The following is an 18529-nucleotide window of genomic DNA, read 5'->3' as shown; positions in this document are numbered from 1 at the left end:
AGCCCGCGAGGCCCGCCGCCGGGGCAAGCACCGCCGACGTGCCACCGAGGCGGCCGACGCGGTTCCCGGGCCGGCGGAGGCGCCCGACGGCCTGCCCAGGGGCCGCGGCATGGGTGTGACGTACAAGTACTTCGGCGCGCCCGACGGCGCGACGGCGGCCCGCGTCCCGGTCACGATGCGCCCGGAGGAGCTCGGCGGCGACGAGCTCGGCATGGGCGGCCTCTTCACCAAGATCAAGCCGGAGACGGTGGCCGCGATGGTCCTGACCGGCATCGAGGGCATACCCCTGCACAAGGTGCCCCCGCTGGAGCTGGTCGTCCTCCACCCCGACTACGCGGTGGTCAAGCTCCCCATGACGGTGGTGGACCCGCTGCGCGGCATCGGCGAGGAATCGGTGGGCGCGGCCGCGTTCATCTGGTCCACGGTCCCGGACCGCGGCGGCCCGCGCGACGCGTTCAACGTCTACCAGCTGCTCCACGAGTGGCAGGACTTCTCCCACCGCCTCCACGAGGCGGGCCACCAGCCGTACTGCCTGGTCTGGCCCTGACCCGCCCCTTCGCCAACACGGGCAGCCCTTTGCGGGGGCTGCCACGCCGCTCTCCGCGAAGCAGGTGGCGTCCGGCGCTGGTCGGCGGGGTGGCCGTGCTCACCGGGCTGGTGGCCGGGTGCTCCGGGACGACGGGCAACGGCACCCCGGCGGCGGACCGCCCATCCCGTTCTCGCACCTGGGGTTACCGGAGCCCGATCTGCCGGCGAGGGTCCGAGAAGGTCGGGTGTGCGCGCCGCGCGAGGACGGCCTCAACTGGCTGAAGGTCGCCGTGGCGCGGGTCGACGACCGCACCAGCCGGGTCTATCTCAGAGGCCTCGACCGAGCACCGACCGGTGAGCGCCTGTCACGCCAGGCGCCCGAATTGACCGACAGCGTCCTCGAGAACGGGTCGGGCCCCTGAGTGGTTTCCGGTTCCGAGGGGCACAACCAGGGCAAATGGGGCATGGACATCATGGCGACGCCACGGCGGTTCTGGCCTCCGGCCGGCATGTGGGAGTTCCCACGCACCGACCGGAGCTCAGGAGGTAGTCGAAATCAGGCCATCTTTGCTGCTCAGTCAAGTATCGCTGAGGGGACCGGAGTTCGCCGCTCTGGGGCTACTGGGATGAGAACGCACGACCGAAGCACGGACGTCTGATCGATCATCCGGAGTACCGATTTCCGGACTCCGGGGCAAACGCGCCCTTTGCCCTGGCGCACGACCTGACCGACGATGTCTGTTCCGCTCGGGTCACCGGAGATCGCTCAGCACACCACTCACGTTGAGCACCTCGTGGCACTCCTGCGCCTGACGACCGGTGGCAGGGGTGCCCGGCTTCGCACAGGTCACCTGGACGGTCACAGTCTGGCTCTCGGTGATGCTGATGGGGGTGACCCAGTGGTAGTCCTGGTTGCGGAACGTCTCCAGCGCGATCGTCGTGATCTTGCGGTCACCGAAGCTGATGGTCACCACCCCCTCGTCGCCCTGGAAGTTGGCGACGACGATGTCCGTGATCCCGAACGTCTTGCCCGCGGGCACCGTGTAGGCGCCGGTCTTGGTCTCCCCGCCGCCGGTCTGCAGGTCGACGGTGGCCGAGCTCTGCTGCCCTCCGGCGCCCCCGCCGGATCCCGGTCCGGCCCCGCCTCCCGCACCGCCCGCGCCCGCCCCGCCCGCACCGGGCTGGGGGCTCTTGCCTCCGCCGGCCGGCCGGCCGGTGCCACCGGACTCCGGGGTCTGCCCGTTCACGTCCGCACTGGGCGTCGGCCTCTTCTGGACCACCTCGTCGGCGGCCTCCTTGGCCGTGCTGCGCACGGCCGGGCGCACCAGCATGAACCAGGCGAGCAACAGCGCGAGCAGCGCGGCCAGTACCGCGAGCAGCCACGTCGGGAAGACCGGGATCTGGACGAACTCCACCTCCAGCGGGGCCCGGACGCCCGGCTCCGGCCGCTCCTTGCCGTCACCGCCGTCACCGTCACCGTCACCGGATTCGGCCACCTCGACGGTGAACGGCCAGGTCACCGGGGAGCCGAACCACACCGGCTTGCCGGTGCGGACCCGCAGCACCACCTCGGCGGACTCCCCCGGCTCCAGCTTCAGTGCCGGGGGGCGGAAGTCGAACTTCAGCTCCTCACCCGGCTGCGCGGGGGTGAAACCGAGCCGTACGGGGGCGTTGCCCTCGTTGCGCACGGCCAGTCGATAGCGCCCGCGCAGCCAGCCGCGGCGGCGTTTGGGAGCGCTCTCTGCGCGCAGTTCCCGGAACTCCTCGATGTGCACGGTGGTCTCGGGGACCCGCACGGACTCGGGGTGCTCGGTGGGCAGCACGCGCACGGCGAGCGGCACGTCACCCGCCCGTACCTGCGACGAACGCGGCGGGGCCAGGCGGATCGTCACCGTTTCCGAGGTGCCGGGGTAGAGGGAGACGCGCTCGGGTTCCACGGTGGTCCACGCAGCGCAGTCGCCGACGACCTCCAGGCGGTACGCCTCGACGATGTCGCTGTCGTTGCGGACGGTCAGGCTGGTGGATGCGGTGCCGCCAGGCGTCACCGTCACCGGCGAGATGTCGAGGCCGGGCGCGCCAGGGCTGGAAGAGGCTGCTGGGGATATCACGCCACGACGCTAGGGCGCCGCCGTCGCCACTTCCACGGGCGCGAGGGCAACGCTCCGGGCAGCCCCGATGCCCCCACGGGCTCCCCTCAACTCCTCGTTCCGACCCACCTGTTGATCATCCCTCCTTTCGCGAATCCCGATCGCGCATCCCGACATACCCATCACGGAACAGGTACGACACATGCCCCAGCCTGACAACAACGGACCCGACTCCTCGTCCCGCGCCGGCCAACGGGTCACGGTGGCCGTGTACGCATCGGACCCGATCCTGCGCGTCGGGGTCGTCCACCAGCTGCGCCAGCGACCGGAGATCGATCTCGTCGACGACGCCGACGCCGACGACGCGCAGGTGTCGCTCGTGACCGTGGACAGCGTGGACGACGAGACGGCCGCTCTGCTGTACCGGCTGCGGCACAACACCGGCACGCGCACCGGGCTCGTGGTCGGCACGTTCGAATCCGGGGACGCGCTCCAGCGCGCCATCGAATGCGGGGTCACCGCGGTGCTGCGGCGCACCGAGGCGGACCAGGACCGGCTCCTGCGTCTGGTCCTGGCGATAGCGAACGGCGAGGGCGTGCTGCCCGGTGACCTGCTCGCCAAGCTCCTCGACCACGTCGGCAGCCTGCAGCGTTCGACGCTCGACCCGCGCGCCGTGTCCCTGTCCACCCTGACCCCGCGCGAGGCGGACATGCTGCGCCTGGTGTCGGAGGGCCTGGACACCGCGGAGATCGCGCGCAAGACCTCGTACTCCGAACGGACCGTCAAGAACGTGCTGCACGAGGTCATCACGCGGCTGCAACTGCGCAACCGCACGCACGCGGTCGGCTACGCCCTGCGCAACGGGCTGATCTGACCGCGCGGCGCGGCCCGGCAGCCTCCCGGACGGGCGGGCCGCCGCCCCCGTCACTGCCCGAAAGCGCACCGGGCGCTTCCCCCGGGTCCGGCCGCGCGGCCCTGCCGGTCCGCACGTGCGGGGCCGCAGGGTGGCGGGGTCATACGTAGATGCTGCACCGGACGGTGAGGTGGACCCTGATGGGCACGGGTGGATCCGGCGGTGGGCAACCCCGCTGGGGGAGAGTCGGCGCGTCGCTGCTGCTGCTGATCCCCTTGCTCGCGGTGACGGCGGCGAGCGGCCCCGGCGACGCCGAGGCGCGCACCCTCGCGGCCGACGCCGGTGACAGCCGGGTCGCGTTCGCCGGTACGCGCCACCGCAGTCTGGGACGGGTGGCGACCGGCACGTCCAGCACCCCGCTGTTCGGCGGGGGCCCGGTCCACCAGGACCTCCAGCCCGCCGCGCTGGGCGACCAGTTGGTCTTCGCCAGCCGCCGCGACGAGAAGACCCCGCAGGTCTACCTGCGGTCCGCGGACAGCTCGGTGCGACGCCTGACCAGCGGCCTGGACGCGGCGAACCCCCGGCTGACCCCGGACGGCCGGGCGGTCGTCTTCGACTCGCCCCAGTCCGGCGGGTCCGGTGGCACCCAGCGCGACCTGTGGCGGGTGCGCACCGACGGCACCGGCCTCACCCGGCTGACCGACACTCCCGCGAACGAGGAACACCCCACGGTCTCGCCGGACGGCGGACGTCTGGCGTACTCCAGCGACGAGGACCGGGCCGCCGGACGGCAGGTCTACGTACGACCCCTGCGGGGCGGCGCCGCCACCCGCGTCACCGACCCCGGCAACGGCACGGCCACCGAGCCGGTGTGGAACCCGGTGGACGACGCGGCGAACCGGGACGTCATCGCCTACACCGCCACCGGGACCTCCGGGCCCCGCCTGCGGTGGACGAACGGCCGCACGGACGGGCAGCTGCTGGCCGGTGCCCAGGCGAACTGGCGTACCCACGGGGCAGCGTGGCTGCCCGACGGGAACGGTGTGCTCTTCCTCAGCCCGGACCGCACCTGTGACTGCGAGGGCGACTGGGACCACGTCTTCCGGGTGCCCGCGCACTCGGCGGACACGCCGCAGCTCGTACTCAGCGAGGACCGCGAGGTCGGCTCGCCCACCTGGCTCGGGCCCCTCAAGGGCGGCGGCGCCGTCGTTGAGCGGACCTCGGCGGCCGGACCGCACGTGGTGACCCTGCAGGACGCCCGGATGGACGGCTCCGACCCCCGCGACCTCAACCTGACCCTCCTCAAGGAGGACCCGGCGGCCGACACCAACACCGACCCGGCCAAGGACCCGCTGTTCCAGCCCGCCCCCGGCTTCGACCCGTGGACTGAGCGGCAGAACTACACGCCCGACGGGCGCCGGATCGTACTGACCCGCTTCGAGGACACGCGCGACGGCCGGATCGAACGGATCTGGATGGCGGACGCCGACGGCACCAACGAGGCGGCCCTGCCGCTCGCCGGCCGCGGCCCCAAGGACTGGGACACCGACCCGACGTTCTCCCCCGACGGCAAGTCCCTCGCCTTCACCCGGACCTCGCCCGGCGGCGTCGGCGCCGCCGCCGGCCCCTCGCGCATCCTGATCGCGGACGCCGCCACCGGCGCGATCCGGGGCGAGATCACCCCGCCCGCGGGCCAGCCCCGGGGCGGCGACGCCCAGCCCACGTGGTCCTCCGACGGCACGACACTGGCCTTCACCCGCAACCTCGTGATCAACGGCGGTGGCGGCAACAAGCACATCTGGACCGTGCCCGTGGACCGCCTGGACCGGCAGCGCGACCTGAGCGCCGCCATCTGTCCCGGAGCCTGCGAAGTCATCGACGACAGCCCGGCGTTCTCACCGGACGGCGCCACCATCGCCTTCAACCGCAAGAACGGCGCCGGCCGCGTCGACGAGCGCAGCGGCATCCTGCTCGCCTCCGCGGCGGGCGGCGCCTGCCGGGTCCTGCTGCCCGACGCCGCCCGCGACGTGCCGGGGGCCTGCGGCCGGGAACTGCCCGAACCCACGGCCAAGGGACCGTTCCAGCCCCGCGACGCCGCCTGGACCGCCGACGGCAAGAGCCTGGTGCTCAGCGCCCGCGGCTCCCGGGCCCCCAACAGCCCGGAGAAGCTGAAGCTGGTGGACGTGGCCTCCGGCGCCCACAACCTGCTCGTCACCGGCCAGCCGGGCCGCCAGAAGGAACCCAGCGTGCAGCAGTCCGTGGACCTTGCGGTCCAGGCTCCGGACAAGGCCGCGCCGCTCACCGTCGGCGGCTCCGCCACCGTCCGGGTCGAGGTCGTCAACCACGGCCCGGCGGCCTCACCCGGTACCCGGCTGACCGTCGCGCCCCCGGCCGGCGTGAGCGTCACGGCGCTCACCGCACCCGGCGCCACCTGTGACACGGCGGCGCTGACCTGCGCCCTGGGCGTGGTGCCGCCCGGCACCACCGTCCCGGTGACCGTCACCCTCACCGGCGTCACCCCCGGCGACCAGCCGGTGGAGTGGTCGGTCACCGGCACCGTCCTCGACCCCCGCCCCAGCGACAACGCCGACCGCACCGTGGTGCCGGTGCGCGAGGCACCCGTACCCCCGACGCCGAAGCCCACCCCCACCCCGGCCCCGCCGACCCCGACCCCGACGCCCACGCCGCAGCCGGAACCGCCCGCACCCCCGGCCGGCCCCGGGGTGCGCGTCACGGCGCAGCCCAACCCCGGCTACGTGGGCGGCCGCGTCGTCGTCACCTACACCGTCCGCAACGGCCGCAACGCCCTGGCCACCGGCCTGCGGCTGCGCATCGGCCTCCCCGAGGGCGTGCCCCACGACGGGCCGCCGCCGGGCTGCGACCAGAGCTGGGTGTGCGCGCTGCCTGACCTGGCACCGGGCGCCCGGACCGTGCTCCAGGTCGTCCTCAACCCCGACAAGGCGCTCACCGGCCGGGTGACCGGCAACCTCACCACGACCGGCACCGACGCCGATCTCGGCGACAACACCGCCGAGCAGCAGCTGCGCATCCTCCAGCCGCGCATCGTCGCGGTTCCGCCGATCGGCAAGCCCGGCTTCGTCACCTCCGTACGGGGCGAGGACTTCCCGCCCGGCGCGCCGGTGCGGTTCACGTGGAAGCCGGGCATCACGGCAGCGGCGGCACCGACCTTGCCGCGGCGCGACGGCACGTTCATCGGCCAGCTGCTGATCCTCGCCAAGGACCAGACCGGCCCCCGTGTCATCATCGCGAGCGGCCCCGGATTCTCCCCGGTGCAGACCGAGTTCCTCGTGGTCAGCGGCACGGTGCAGCCGCCCGACGAGCTGACCCGCCGGTGATCCACGAGGTCGACGAGGGGCTGCGCCGGCTGCTGGCGGAGTCCGGTCTGGAGGCGTCGGGCGTCGAGGTGGTGTTCGACGCGCCGACGCGTGACTGGGCGGCGCGCCGCAGCGCGCCCACGGTCTGCGTGTTCCTGTACGACATCCGCGAGGACCACACCCGGCGCGGCAGCGGCGCGGGCGAGGTGTACGACGAGGACGGGTTCGTCGTCGCGCGCCGCACCCCGCCCCGCTGGTTCGAGCTGACGTACCTGGTCACCGCGTGGGCGAGCAGACCACAGGACGAGCACCGGCTGCTCTCGCAGGTGCTGGCCTGCCTCGTTTCCACCGACACGCTGCCCCCGCGACTGCTGGGTGGCACGCTCGCCGAACTCGGCCTGCTGGTGGACGTGGACGCGGGGGGCACCGGGATGGACGCACCGGCCGCCTCCGACGTGTGGTCGGCGCTGGGCGGCGAGCTGAAGCCGTCGCTGGGGCTGCGCGTGAAGGCACCGCTGGCCGGCATCAGCAGGGTCACGGCCCCGCCGGTCACCGAGGGGCTCGTCGTACGCTCCGTGCCGCAGGCCGAACCGGACGGGACCGAGAACGCGCGCCGCCTGCGCTACGTCGAACTGAGCGAGCCGGGACCGGAGGGCTTCGGCGGCTCCCGCGAGCGGCCGAAGGCTCCCGCGCGCCGCCGGCGAGGAGAACGGCAGCCGTGACGCAGACCATCCAGCCCACGCCCGTACCCCCGGCCCCGGACCCGGACCCGGCCGACACGACCCCGTACCTGTGGACCCGGCTCCAGATCGTCGAGGAGCGGGTGCGGCAGGCCGTGGCGCTGCGGCGCGCCGTCGATCCCGACCCGGACGACCCCTACCGGGGCCAGTACCTCGCCCCCGCGGCGGCCGCCCGCATCCTGGACGCACCGCACGACGCCGCCCTGCCCCCGCTCGGACCGGCCGGCCCCCCGCCCGGCTCGCCGCTCGATGTCCTCGCCACGCGCTTCGCGCTGGCGCCGCTCGACCTGGACCTGCTCCTGGTCGCCCTGGCGCCGGACCTGGACGCCCGCTTCGAACAGCTCTACGGCTACCTCAACGACGACCTGACCCGCCGTCGGCCCACCGTCGGCCTCGCCCTCGAACTGTGCGGCCGCACCGGCGCGGCGGCCGCGAGGTTCCGGCTCTCCCCCGCCGCACCGCTCGTCGCGGGCGGTCTGCTGGAGGTCACCGAGCCCGAACGGCCGCCCCTGTCACGGGTGCTGGCCGTCCCGGACCGGGTCACCGCCCACCTGCTCGGCGACACCTCGCCCGACCCGCGGCTGGCCGGCGTGCTCGGCGAGGCCGCCGACGACCCGGCCGTCGACCCGGCCGAACTGCACCGGGCCGTCGCCGCGGCCGGCAGCGGCACCGGCCATGTCCACCTGCGGGGCAGCGGCGATCCCGTGGGCCTGGCCGCCGCCGCGCTGCGCGCGTGCGGGCTGAGCCCCCTGGCCCTGGACGCCGCGGCACTGGCCCACCACACCCGTAGCGTGCCCGAACTGGCCCGCGCCGCCGCCCGCGAGGCCCGCCTGACGGGCGCCGGTGTGCTGCTCGGGCCGGTGGAGGAACTGTCCGACAAGCCCGACGAGCGGGCCCGCGTACTGCGCACGCTGTGCACGGTGCTGCGCGGCATCCCCCTGTTCACGTACGGAGCGGGCGGCTGGGAACCCGCCTGGGCGGCCGACACCCCCGTCACCCTGACGGTGGCGGCCCCCTCCCCCGACCGGCACGTCGTGCGCTGGCGGCACGCGCTGGAGCGGGCCGCCGGGGAGCACGGCGCGGCCGGGGAGACCGACGCGCTCGCCCGGTCCGTGTCCGCGCACCGCCTCGACGCCGGGCAGCTGCGGCGCGCCGCCGACACCGCGGTGCGCACGGCCGCACTCGACGGCCGCCCGGTCTCCCCCGGCGACCTGCGGACCGCCGTACGGGCCCAGAACGGCGCGGGCCTCGCCCGCCTCGCCCGCCGGGTGGAGCCCGCGGTCGGCTGGGACGACCTGGTGCTGCCCGCCCCCACCCACCGCCGGCTGCGTGAACTCGCGGTGCGCGCCCGCCACCGCGACCAGGTGCTCGGGCAGTGGGGCATGCGGCCCGGCGGCGGGCGCGGGCGCGGGGTGATCGCGCTGTTCGCGGGTTCCTCCGGCACCGGAAAGACCATGTCCGCCGAGGTGGTGGCGGCCGACCTGGGCATGGACCTGTACGTGGTGGACCTGTCCACCGTCGTGGACAAGTACGTCGGCGAGACCGAGAAGAACCTGGAGCGGATCTTCACCGAGGCCTCGGCCGTCAACGCGGTGCTGCTGTTCGACGAGGCCGACGCGATCTTCGGCAAGCGCTCGGAGGTGAAGGACTCCCACGACAAGCACGCCAACATGGAGTCGGCCTACCTGCTCCAGCGGATGGAGTCCTTCGACGGCATCGCCATCCTGACCACCAACCTGCGGGCCAACCTCGACGAGGCGTTCACCCGCCGCCTGGACGTGGTCGCGGACTTCCCGGTACCCGACGCAACCCAGCGCCTGGCCCTGTGGGAGCGGTGCCTGGGCGACCGGCTGCCCCGGGCCGGCGACCTCGATCTCGCCTTCTGCGCGGACCGGTTCGAACTGGCCGGAGGCTCGATCCGGGCCTGCGCGGTGACCGCCGCCTACTTCGCGGCCGCATCGGGTGAGCCGCTGACCATGCCCCAGGTGGTGACGGCGGTCGCCCAGGAGTACCGCAAGCTCGGCCGGCTGCTCCTGGAGGGCGAGTTCGGGCCGTACGTGGACCAGGTCACGCACGTGTGAGCAGCGCGGCGGACCGGCCGGGCGTGCTGCCTGGCCGGTCCGGCGGGGCCGACCAGGAGGGCAGCGCACTTGCCCCCGGCCAGGTCCGATTGCCCCTGCCGCCGGTGACGCCCGCCGGAAAGGCTGTGGACAGACCTGATTTCAAAGCCGTAACGCGAAGGAGCGAGCATGCCGACGTACCTCACCCCGGGCGTGTACGTGGAGGAGGTGCAGTCCGGTGCTCGCCCGATCGAAGGGGTCGGCACCGCCGTCGCCGCGTTCGTCGGGTTCGCCCAGAGCGGCCCGTTCCACGAGCCCACCCTGGTCACCAACTGGGACCAGTACAGCCAGCACTTCGGCGGCTTCACCGAGGGCACCTATCTGCCCCACGCGGTCTACGGGTACTTCGCCAACGGCGGCGGCGCCGCGTACGTCGTCCGCATCGGCGGGTCCGGCCAGGACGCCTCCGCACCGGCCGCCACCGGCGGACGCCCCCTGACCCGCGCGGCGGAGCCGGCCGAGCTCGGCGGCTTCCTGGTCGCGGCCCGGCCCGGCGTCACCGGCGTATCCGTGGAGATCGCCGACGCGGACGGCGAGAACCCGCCCGAGGACCGCTTCAAGGTCCTGGTCCGCCAGGGCGAGCAGGTGGCCGAGACCTACGAGGTGTCCGCCCGCAAGGGCGTCAAGGGCTACCTGGTCACCCAGGCCCGCGCCTCGAAGCTGATCGAGGTCACCGAGCAGCGGGGCGCGAGCCAGACCCGGCCCGCCGCCCAGACCGTGGCCCTGTCCGACGCCCCGGCCGCGCCCGCTCCGGCCGGCCACGGCGACGTGTCCCGGCTCGACCCGGCCGAGTACGTCGGCGACGCGGCCGCCCGTACCGGGTTCGCCGGCCTGGAGACCATCGACGAGATCACCATGGTCGCGGTGCCGGACCTGATGAGCGCCTACCAGCGCGGCGACATCGACGCCGAGGGCGTACGCACCGTGCAGCTCGCGGTGATCTCGCACTGCGAGCAGATGGGCGACCGGGTGGCCGTCCTGGACACCCCGCCCGGCCTCTCCGCGCAGCAGGTGCGCACCTGGCGCAACGACGAGGCGGGCTACGACTCCCGCTACGCCACCCTCTACTACCCGTGGGTGCGGGTCTTCGACCCGGCCGCCGGGCACAACACGACCGTCCCGCCGAGCGGCCACGTCGCCGGCGTGTGGGCGCGCAGCGACGCCGAGCGCGGTGTGCACAAGGCTCCCGCCAACGAGGTGATCCGCGGCGCGGTGGACCTGGAACTGCGCCTGAGCAAGGGCGAGCAGGACCTGCTCAACCCGATCGGCGTGAACTGCGTACGGGCCTTCCCCGGCCGGGGCATCCGGATCTGGGGCGCCCGCACCCTCTCCTCCGATCCGGCCTGGCGCTACTTGAACGTGCGCCGCCTCTTCAACTACCTGGAGGAGTCCATCCTCCTGGGCACCCAGTGGGTGGTCTTCGAGCCGAACGACGACCGGCTCTGGTCGAGCATCCGGCGCAACGTCACCGCGTTCCTGACCGAGGAGTGGCGTCGTGGCGCGCTGTTCGGCCGCACGGCGGCTGAGGCGTTCTACGTCAAGTGCGACCGGGACAACAACCCGCAGGAGTCGATCGACCAGGGCCGCGTGGTCTGTGAGATCGGCGTGTCGCCGGTCAAGCCCGCCGAGTTCGTGGTCTTCCGGCTGGCTCAGTTCTCCGACAGCACCAGCCTCATCGACGAGTGACCCTCCGGGGCAGCAAGGAAAGGTGAACGACAGTCATGGCAGAGGGCGATGCTCTTTCCACCCATATCTTCGGCGTACAGCTCGGTGGTTACCTGGTCGAATCGATCCAGGAGATCAGCGGCCTGACCGTCGAGGAAGAGGTCGTCGAGGTCCGCCAGGTCAGCGCGGAGGGCAAGCAGATCATCCGCAAGCAGCCCGGCGCCCGCCAGGCGGGTGAGGTCACGATCACCCGGGGACTCGACAAGAGCAGCGAGTTCACCAAGTGGATCAAGGAGACCCTGAACAACGGGGCCGTCGACACCGCTCGGCAGAACCTCACCATCGAGATCAAGGACTCCACGGGCGCGACCGTCCGCCGCATCCAGCTGATGCAGGGCTGGGCCTCCAAGTGGGAGGGCCCCTCCCTCAAGGCCGGCGAGTCCGCGGCGGCCACCGAGTCCGTGACCATCGTGTTCGAGGAGATCATCGTCGAATGAGACGTCGTACGGTGACGGCGGGCAACCTGGAGGAGATCCTCCAGGTCACGGCGCCCACGACGGCCCCGGAGCAGGCGGCGGCACCCCCGGCCGCCGCCGCTCCGGCGGCGCGCGAGGACCACGGGCTGCGCACCGAGTTCGAGTTCGAGCTGCCGCGCGGGTACGTGGACGAGGCGGGCACGGTGCACCGGCACGGCGCGATGCGCCTGGCCACCGCCCGCGACGAGCTGCGCCCCCAGATCGATCTGCGGGTCAAGGAGAACCCGGCGTACCTGAGCGTGGTGCTGCTCAGCCAGGTGATCACCCGGCTCGGCGCCATCACCGACGTGCACGCCGGGATCGTGGAGCGGATGTACGCGACCGACGTCGCGTTCCTCCAGGACTTCTACCGGCGCGTCAACAGCGAGGGGCACACCCGCGCGGCGGTGACCTGCCCGCACTGCGAAGGCGGCTTCGAGGTCGACCTGTCCGGTGGGCGCCTGGGGGAATCGTGACGTACGCCCTCCCCCGGCTCAAGGAGGAGATCGCGTACATCGCCTACCACTTCCACTGGCGGCGCGACGAGATCCTCGACCTGACCCACGGCGAGCGCCAGGAGTGGGTCACCGAGATAGCTCGTATCAACACCCGTGTGAACGAAGGCGGTTGAGCACATGGCATGGCGGGACAGGCTGCGTCGGCGCGCCGCCGTGCCGGACGCCGCGACGACCGACCCGGGTGCGGCGAACTCCGGCGGCGCCGCCGCCGCACGGGAGGTGGGCGTACCCGGCGACTGGGACGGCGGCTGGCGCATGACGTCGCCGCCCGGACTGACCGTGTCCCGCGCGCCGATGGGTGTCAGCGACGGACTCGCCTTCCGGTCGGGCCTGGCCGCCTGGCGGGATCCGTCGTTCGACACCGGGCTCGCCCACGCCCTCCTGCCGTCCGCCCCGGCCGGTCTCGTACGCGGGGTCGCCCGCCCCGCCACCGCACGCCCCACCCACAGCGGCGGCGGCCCGCTGCTGCTGCGGGCGCTGCGGCGCCCGTACGAGGCGGACGCCGCGCCCGGGTCGGAGGAGCCGTTCGAGCACGTACGGTCCTCGTCGTCCGGTCCGGGCCGGGGTCCGGGTCCGGGTCCGGGTCCGGCTGCACCGCGGAAGAGCGCCACCCCGCAGGGGCGCGACCTCCCGCAGATCTCGCGCCGTGTACGCCCCGGCGCCCCGTCGTCCGGCGCCTCCTCGTCCGGCGCCTCCCCCTCCGGCGCGCCTTCGCCGAGCGGGCCGTCGTCCCGTCCGGGTCCCTCGGGTACGCGTACCCCGGCCCCGGATCCGGCCCCGGATCCGCAGGCGTCCGAACCGGGCGCCGTCCCACCGTCCCCCGGCGGCGAGCGCTCGCGCAGCCATGGCGTCGGCGCACCCGGCCCGGTCGTCGCGCGTGCCACCGCCCCCGGCGGCGCGCGGGAGCTCCGCTCCCCGGCCGACACGGCGACCGATACCCGTGGCCTCACCTCCACGCACTCCGCGGCCGTGCTCGGTACGCCCGCTCCCGCTGTGCAGCGGGCCGTGTCCCCGGCCGCGCCCGGCCATGCACCGACGCCTGCGCGGTTCCCGCTGATCCGCCGTATCGCGGTGGTCCCCGACGCATCCGCCGCAGGTGCCCCGGCCACTCGGGGAGCGGCTGCTGCCGGGCGTGCTGCCGCGTCCCCGTCCGGCCCGCCCGTCCAGCGGGCCGCGGCGCGCACCTCCGCATCCGTCGGAACCTCTGGCTCCGCGGGGCCCGCCTCCACCTCCGTCCCGGAGGTCACGGGCACCACCGGCACCACCGGCACCACCGGCACGACCGTGGTCCAGCCGCGCGCCGTCGGCCGCACGCTGACCGTCGCCCGGGTCCCTGCTGCCACGCCCCGGCGCCGCGTGTCCGTCGTACGTCCCCCCGAGACACCGCGCCCCGCCCCCGAGCAGACGGCTCCGGAAACGCCCGTACAGCGTGCGGCAGCCCGCGCACCGCTCGGCGCGCCCGTCACGGAACTGCCGTCCACGGCCACGCCGTCGGGCCGCCCCGCAGCGGCGGCTCCCGACTCCGCGCCCGCCCCTGCGATGCCCATGGTCCAGCGCCAGGCAGGACCCGCGGCCGAGAGCCCGGCCCCGGGACCGGTCGTACCCACGACCACGACCACGCCCACGGCCGGCTCCGAGACGCCGGTTCAGCGGGTGCGGGGCCGCGCACCGCTCGGGGCGCCCCTCACCGAACTGCCGCCCACGGCCACGCCGTCGGGCCGCCCCGCAGCGGCGGCCCCCGACTCCGCGCCCGCCCCGGCGATGCCGATGGTCCAGCGTCAGGCGGAAGCCGCGGCCGAGCGTCCGGCCCCGGGACCGTCCACCCCCCGCGTGCGCTCCGGCCTGGGGGCGCCCCTGCCCGCACTGCCGCCGAGCGCCGCCGTGCCCACTCCCCCGTCGTCCGGGTCCCGAGCGGCGCGTCCCCCCGCGCCCGCCGCCCCCGCCGACGTCCAGCGCGCGCCCGCGCCCACGGACTCCGCGCGGCCCCAGGCGCCCTCCGTCCACGCGCCTCTGCTGGGCGCGGGCAACGTGGAGCGCCGTACCGCCGGACCCTCCGCCGGACCCTCCGCCGCGACCACCCCCGCGCCCGGCGGCCCGGCCGGTGCTCCCCCGCTCGTCCAGCGGGCCGCCACCGCCTCGCCGGACCTCCCGACCCCGCAGAGCACTGCTCCTGCCATGCCCGCCGGATCACGGCGTACCGAGAAGTCGTCACCGGCCCGGAGCACACGCCCGGGCCCGGGAACCCCGCACCACACCCGCGGCGCCGAGGCAGCGCGCTCGGCGCCCCGGACCCTCCAACTCCTCGCGGCACGGCCCCTGGCCCTCGGCACCCGTGACATGGGGAGCGCGGCCGCCCCCGTTCCCCGCCCGGCAAGCCGTCCCGTGGTCGCGGCACGCTGGGCCGTCCCGTCCACCGCGCCGCAGCAGGTCCAGCGGGCCGCGGACGGGCCGCGGGGAACGTCCTCGCCGACCCCCGCGACGCGTACCCCCGCCCCGGCGTCCCCGGCCTCCCCGGGCCACGGCCAGCGTCCCGCACGCGCCGTGCGCCCGGCGCCCGCGCCGGCCGCCGCCCGGGTCGCGGCCACCCCGCTGCCCGTGTCGGGACCGTACGCGCCGCCGCTCGTGGTCCAGCCGTCCGTGGCGGCCACGTCTTCGGCGCAGCCCGTTCCCGTGGTGCGGCCCAGGACATCGGCCCCTGCCATCAGCCCGGCAGCGACCAGTCCCGCCCCACCGGCGAGCGGACCCCACCGGGCGAGCACGCCACCGGTGCAGCGCGACACGGGTGGCAGCCGGGGCACCACCCCCGGGCGGCCGGCGTCCAGACCGCCGGGCCCGCGCCCCGCGGCGGCGGGCGCCCGGCCCCGGCCAAGGGGACCACCGCGGCCGGCCGGCACGAGAGTTCGCGCGATGCGGCGCCGCAGGTCGCCGACGCCGACTTGGACGACCTGGCCCGCCGCCTGCTGGATCCGGTCGCCCGTCTGCTCCGTACCGAGTTGCGGCGCGGCCGGGAACGCGCGGGCAGGCCCTTCGACGGGCGCCGCTGACAACACCGAGCACGCTGAGCACGCCGCGCACGCCGAGCACGCTGAGAACACGGACGAACGAGAAACGGACGACGGACCGATGACGGACAACATCTTCGCGACAAGCGTGTTCTTCCGGCTGGCGATCGGCGGCAACGACCTGGGCGCCTTCCACACCTGCTCCGGCATGGGCGCCGAGGTCGAGATGGAGAGCTACGCCGAGGGCGGCAACAACGGCTTCACCTGGCAGCTCCCGGGGCGCGTGAGCTGGTCGAACATCACCCTCACCCGGCCCGTCACCGCCGACACGGCGAAGATCGGCCGCTGGCTGGACGAGACGCTGCGGCGGGTCGAGCCCAAGGACGGCGAGATCGTGGCACTGCGGCCCGATCTGAGCCGGATCATCAGCTGGCAGGTGTTCGGGATCGTCCCGGTGCGATGGCAGGGGCCGTCCTTCGACCCCGCCAACTCCGAAGCGGCGGTGGAGAGCTTGGAGATCGCCCACGCGGGTCTGCTGCCCTCCTGACCACCCGGCCGCCCAGCTCATCCCCCGTTCGTCCGCTTCGTCGTCACCGCTCCGGAAGGGAGTCCACGCCATGGCCTCATCGGCACGCGCCAGCCGCGCCAGGGCCCAGCTCACCCTCAAAGAGCCCCCGACCTCGGTCGGCGCCAAGCCCGGCGGGACGATCGCGAAGCTCAACCTCCAGTTCAACCCCTCGACCCTGCAGCTCGGCAAAACCACCGAGTGGCGGCGGTCCCCGTCCCGGATGGCGGGGCAGTCGGCGCTGCCCGAGTTCGTGGGCAGCGGGCCGCGAACCCTGAGCCTGGAGGTGTTCCTCGACGCCACCGCCACCCACGACAACTCGGTGGAGCAGGCGGTGGAGAAGCTGATGAAGGCGTGCGTGCCGACGCCGGCCAGCCTCGGCCGCAAGAAGCCGGCGAGCCCCTGGGTCCGCTTCGAGTGGGGCAGCGCGCGCACGACGTCGTTCGACGGGGTCCTGTCGAACCTGTCGGTGTCGTACACGCTCTTCGACGTGGACGGCAAGCCGCTGCGGGCCACCTGCTCGCTGTCCATCGAGGAGGCGAGCGTCGACCCGGCCGGCCAGAACCCGACCTCCGGGGCACGCACCGCCCGCAGCACGCACATCGTGGTGGCGGGCGACAGTCTGGCGATGCTGGCCTGGCACGAGTACGGCGACGCGACGGCCTGGCGGGTCATCGCGGAGGCCAACCGCATCGACGACCCGATGGCGCTCGTCCCCGGCACCGAGCTCGTGGTGCCGGCCCTGCGGGACCGCGACGACGAGGAGGAGCAGCGGTGAGCGGATCCGAGCCCGGGGGCCGGTCGTTCGCGGCCGACCCGATCGTGGAGGCACCCGGCGAACTGCCGCAGATCTGGGCGGCGCAGCTGGTGAGCTGTGTGGTGGACGAGAACGTGGGCCTGCCGGACACGGCGCTGCTCACCTACCGCGACCCCGACCACGAGTTCCTGCGCGCCACCGGCATCACCATCGGCTCCCCGCTGCGGGTGTCGGTGATGACCGTGAAGGGGCAGGCGCGGGAACGGCTGTTCAACGGCGAGGTCACGGCCCTGGAGATCGACCGGGACCGCACCGGCTCGTTCACCGTCGTACGGGCCTACTCCAAGGCGCACCGCCTCCAGCGCGGCCGCAAGGTCGTGGCGTACCGGAACATGACGGCCGCCGCGATCGTCCGCAAGGTGGCCGCGGGCGCCGGACTGGCCGTCGGGAAGGTGGAGGCCGCGCCGGTGACGTACAAGCAGCTGTCCCAGGCGAACGTCTCCGACTGGGACTTCCTGCAGTTCCTCGCGGGCGAGAGCGGCGCGCAGGTGCGCGTCGACGACAAGGGGCTGCTCCAGTTCACCAAGCCCGTGAAGGCCTCCGGGGCGCCCGCCCCGTCGACTTCGTCGACGCGCAATCCGATGGTCTTGGAGTACGGGCGGAACCTCCTTGCCCTGCGCGCGTCGCTGTCGGCCGCCGACGGCGCCTCGAAGGTGCAGGTGCGCGGCTGGGACGTGACCACCAAGCGGCCGCTGGTCGCCGAGCAGCCGTCCGTGGTCAGCGACACGGTGGTACCGGGCCTCAGCCCCCAGTTCGCGGCCCGGTTCGGGAAGTCGGCCGTGGCCGTCACCGACACGCCCTACCGCACGCAGGCCGAGACCACGGCGGTCGCGAAGGCGGCGGCGGACCAGGTCAGCGCCGGTTTCGGCGAGCTGGAGGCGGTGGCCGAGGGGAACCCGATGCTGCGGGCGGGCAAGCCGGTGGCGCTCGGCAACGTGGGGCAGGCGTTCTCCGGCCGGTACACGGCGACGGCCGTGCAGCACGTCCTGGAGCCGCACGGCGGCTACCGCACCACCGTGTGGGTCAGCGCCAGCCCGGACCGCTCCCTGACCGGCCTGGTGACCGGCGCCAACGCGCCGGGACGCGGCCCGCGCATCCCCGGTCTGGCGATCGGCGTGGTGACGGACGTGCGCGAGCCGAACGGCTCCCAACGCGGCGCGGTGCGCCTGAAGTTCCCCTGGCTGGACGACACGTACGTCACCGACTGGGTGCGCACCGTCCAGTGGGGCGGCAAGGGCGGCGGCGGCGTGGTGAGCCCCGAGGTCAACGACGAGGTGCTGGTCGGGTTCGAGCAGGGGCTGCTCGACAGTCCGTACGTCATCGGCGGGCTCTACAACGGCGTGGACCAGCCGTCACCGCACGACGTGCCGCTGATCGACAAGACCAGCGGCAAGGTCAACCGCCGCTCGGTGGTGTCGCGTTCGGGCCACCGCGTGGAGCTGCTGGACGCGGCGGCGCCGGGCCCCTCCGGGCTGCGGCTGGTGACCGGGGACGAACGGCTCGAGGTACGCATGGACGACCGCCGAGACCGGATCGAGCTCACCGTGTACGCGGGGCGGAACCGTCCGCTGACCTCCGTCCTCATGGACAAGAACGGCATCACGCTGGACGCCGGGCAGGGCACCGTGAAGGTGTCCGGCCGTCAGGTGGACATCGACGGAACCGCCGGGGTCAGCATCGGCGGCCGGTCGGTTCGGGTGAACGGAACCTCGGACGTCACCGTCAACGGCGGCCTGCTCGCCGTCCTCAAGGCCCGGCTCATCCGGATCAACTGACACCCCCCT

14 protein-coding genes are annotated in these 18529 nt (G+C 74.2%); 13 read left to right on the top strand and 1 reads right to left on the bottom strand.

Translation table 11 applies throughout. The features are described from left to right. The first annotated feature begins 109 nt into the window (after window positions 1-109). Window positions 110-547 (top strand): hypothetical protein, encoded by a 438-nt coding sequence (locus OHA89_RS21355; protein WP_030161262.1) that lies wholly within the window; start codon window positions 110-112, stop codon window positions 545-547. 226 nt (window positions 548-773) lie between these two features. Then, the gene (locus OHA89_RS21350; RefSeq protein WP_406366847.1) at window positions 774-950 is read left to right on the top strand and encodes a hypothetical protein; all 177 of its coding nucleotides are present in this window, start codon (window positions 774-776) and stop codon (window positions 948-950) included. A 330-nt stretch (window positions 951-1280) separates the two neighbouring features. Here OHA89_RS21350 and OHA89_RS21345 read toward each other — a convergent pair whose 3' ends face one another. Continuing rightward, entirely contained in the window at window positions 1281-2636 is a 1356-nt protein-coding gene (locus OHA89_RS21345; RefSeq protein ID WP_266609358.1) for a hydrolytic protein, read from the bottom strand. A gap of 181 nt (window positions 2637-2817) precedes the next feature. Here OHA89_RS21345 and OHA89_RS21340 point away from each other — a divergent pair, with 181 nt between their 5' ends. The 11 genes from OHA89_RS21340 (at window position 2818) to OHA89_RS21290 (ending at window position 18520) form a co-directional block, all read left to right on the top strand. Beyond that, a complete protein-coding gene (locus tag OHA89_RS21340) occupies window positions 2818-3489 on the top strand; it encodes a LuxR C-terminal-related transcriptional regulator (RefSeq protein WP_406366845.1) in 672 nt (223 codons plus the stop codon). A gap of 179 nt (window positions 3490-3668) precedes the next feature. Then, the gene (locus tag OHA89_RS21335) at window positions 3669-6824 is read left to right on the top strand and encodes a hypothetical protein (protein WP_406366843.1); all 3156 of its coding nucleotides are present in this window, start codon (window positions 3669-3671) and stop codon (window positions 6822-6824) included. Next, complete coding sequence (locus tag OHA89_RS21330) at window positions 6821-7525, top strand: DUF4255 domain-containing protein (protein ID WP_266609356.1); 705 nt, start codon at window positions 6821-6823, stop codon at window positions 7523-7525. The genes OHA89_RS21335 and OHA89_RS21330 overlap by 4 nt, the downstream gene beginning before the upstream one ends. An 8-nt stretch (window positions 7526-7533) precedes the next feature. Next, window positions 7534-9624, top strand: a complete 2091-nt coding sequence (locus tag OHA89_RS21325) for an ATP-binding protein (RefSeq protein WP_406368543.1) — start codon at window positions 7534-7536, stop codon at window positions 9622-9624. Window positions 9625-9792: 168 nt separating this feature from the next. Further along, window positions 9793-11349: a phage tail sheath family protein gene (locus tag OHA89_RS21320; RefSeq protein WP_406366841.1), complete on the top strand. Its 1557-nt coding sequence runs from the start codon at window positions 9793-9795 to the stop codon at window positions 11347-11349. 35 nt (window positions 11350-11384) lie between these two features. Continuing rightward, window positions 11385-11825 (top strand): phage tail protein, encoded by a 441-nt coding sequence (locus OHA89_RS21315; RefSeq protein ID WP_030388073.1) that lies wholly within the window; start codon window positions 11385-11387, stop codon window positions 11823-11825. Continuing rightward, window positions 11822-12319: a zinc-ribbon domain-containing protein gene (locus OHA89_RS21310; RefSeq protein WP_215146542.1), complete on the top strand. Its 498-nt coding sequence runs from the start codon at window positions 11822-11824 to the stop codon at window positions 12317-12319. The genes OHA89_RS21315 and OHA89_RS21310 overlap by 4 nt, the downstream gene beginning before the upstream one ends. Then, entirely contained in the window at window positions 12316-12474 is a 159-nt protein-coding gene (locus OHA89_RS21305; RefSeq protein WP_215146541.1) for a DUF6760 family protein, read from the top strand. The genes OHA89_RS21310 and OHA89_RS21305 overlap by 4 nt, the downstream gene beginning before the upstream one ends. Window positions 12475-15484: 3010 nt before the next feature. Next, window positions 15485-15910, top strand: coding sequence for a phage tail protein (locus OHA89_RS21300; protein WP_215148464.1), 426 nt, complete (start codon window positions 15485-15487; stop codon window positions 15908-15910). A gap of 70 nt (window positions 15911-15980) precedes the next feature. Beyond that, complete coding sequence (locus tag OHA89_RS21295; RefSeq protein ID WP_215148462.1) at window positions 15981-16706, top strand: LysM peptidoglycan-binding domain-containing protein; 726 nt, start codon at window positions 15981-15983, stop codon at window positions 16704-16706. Continuing rightward, window positions 16703-18520 carry a VgrG-related protein gene (locus tag OHA89_RS21290; RefSeq protein ID WP_257555753.1) on the top strand — a complete coding sequence of 606 codons (1818 nt, stop codon included), beginning with the start codon at window positions 16703-16705 and terminating at the stop codon, window positions 18518-18520. The genes OHA89_RS21295 and OHA89_RS21290 overlap by 4 nt, the downstream gene beginning before the upstream one ends. The last annotated feature ends 9 nt before the right edge of the window (window positions 18521-18529 follow it).

It is taken from the genome of Streptomyces sp. NBC_01546 (genome assembly GCF_045208355.1).
Lineage (GTDB): Bacteria > Actinomycetota > Actinomycetes > Streptomycetales > Streptomycetaceae > Streptomyces.
This window is presented reverse-complemented; position numbering and strand designations above follow the sequence as displayed.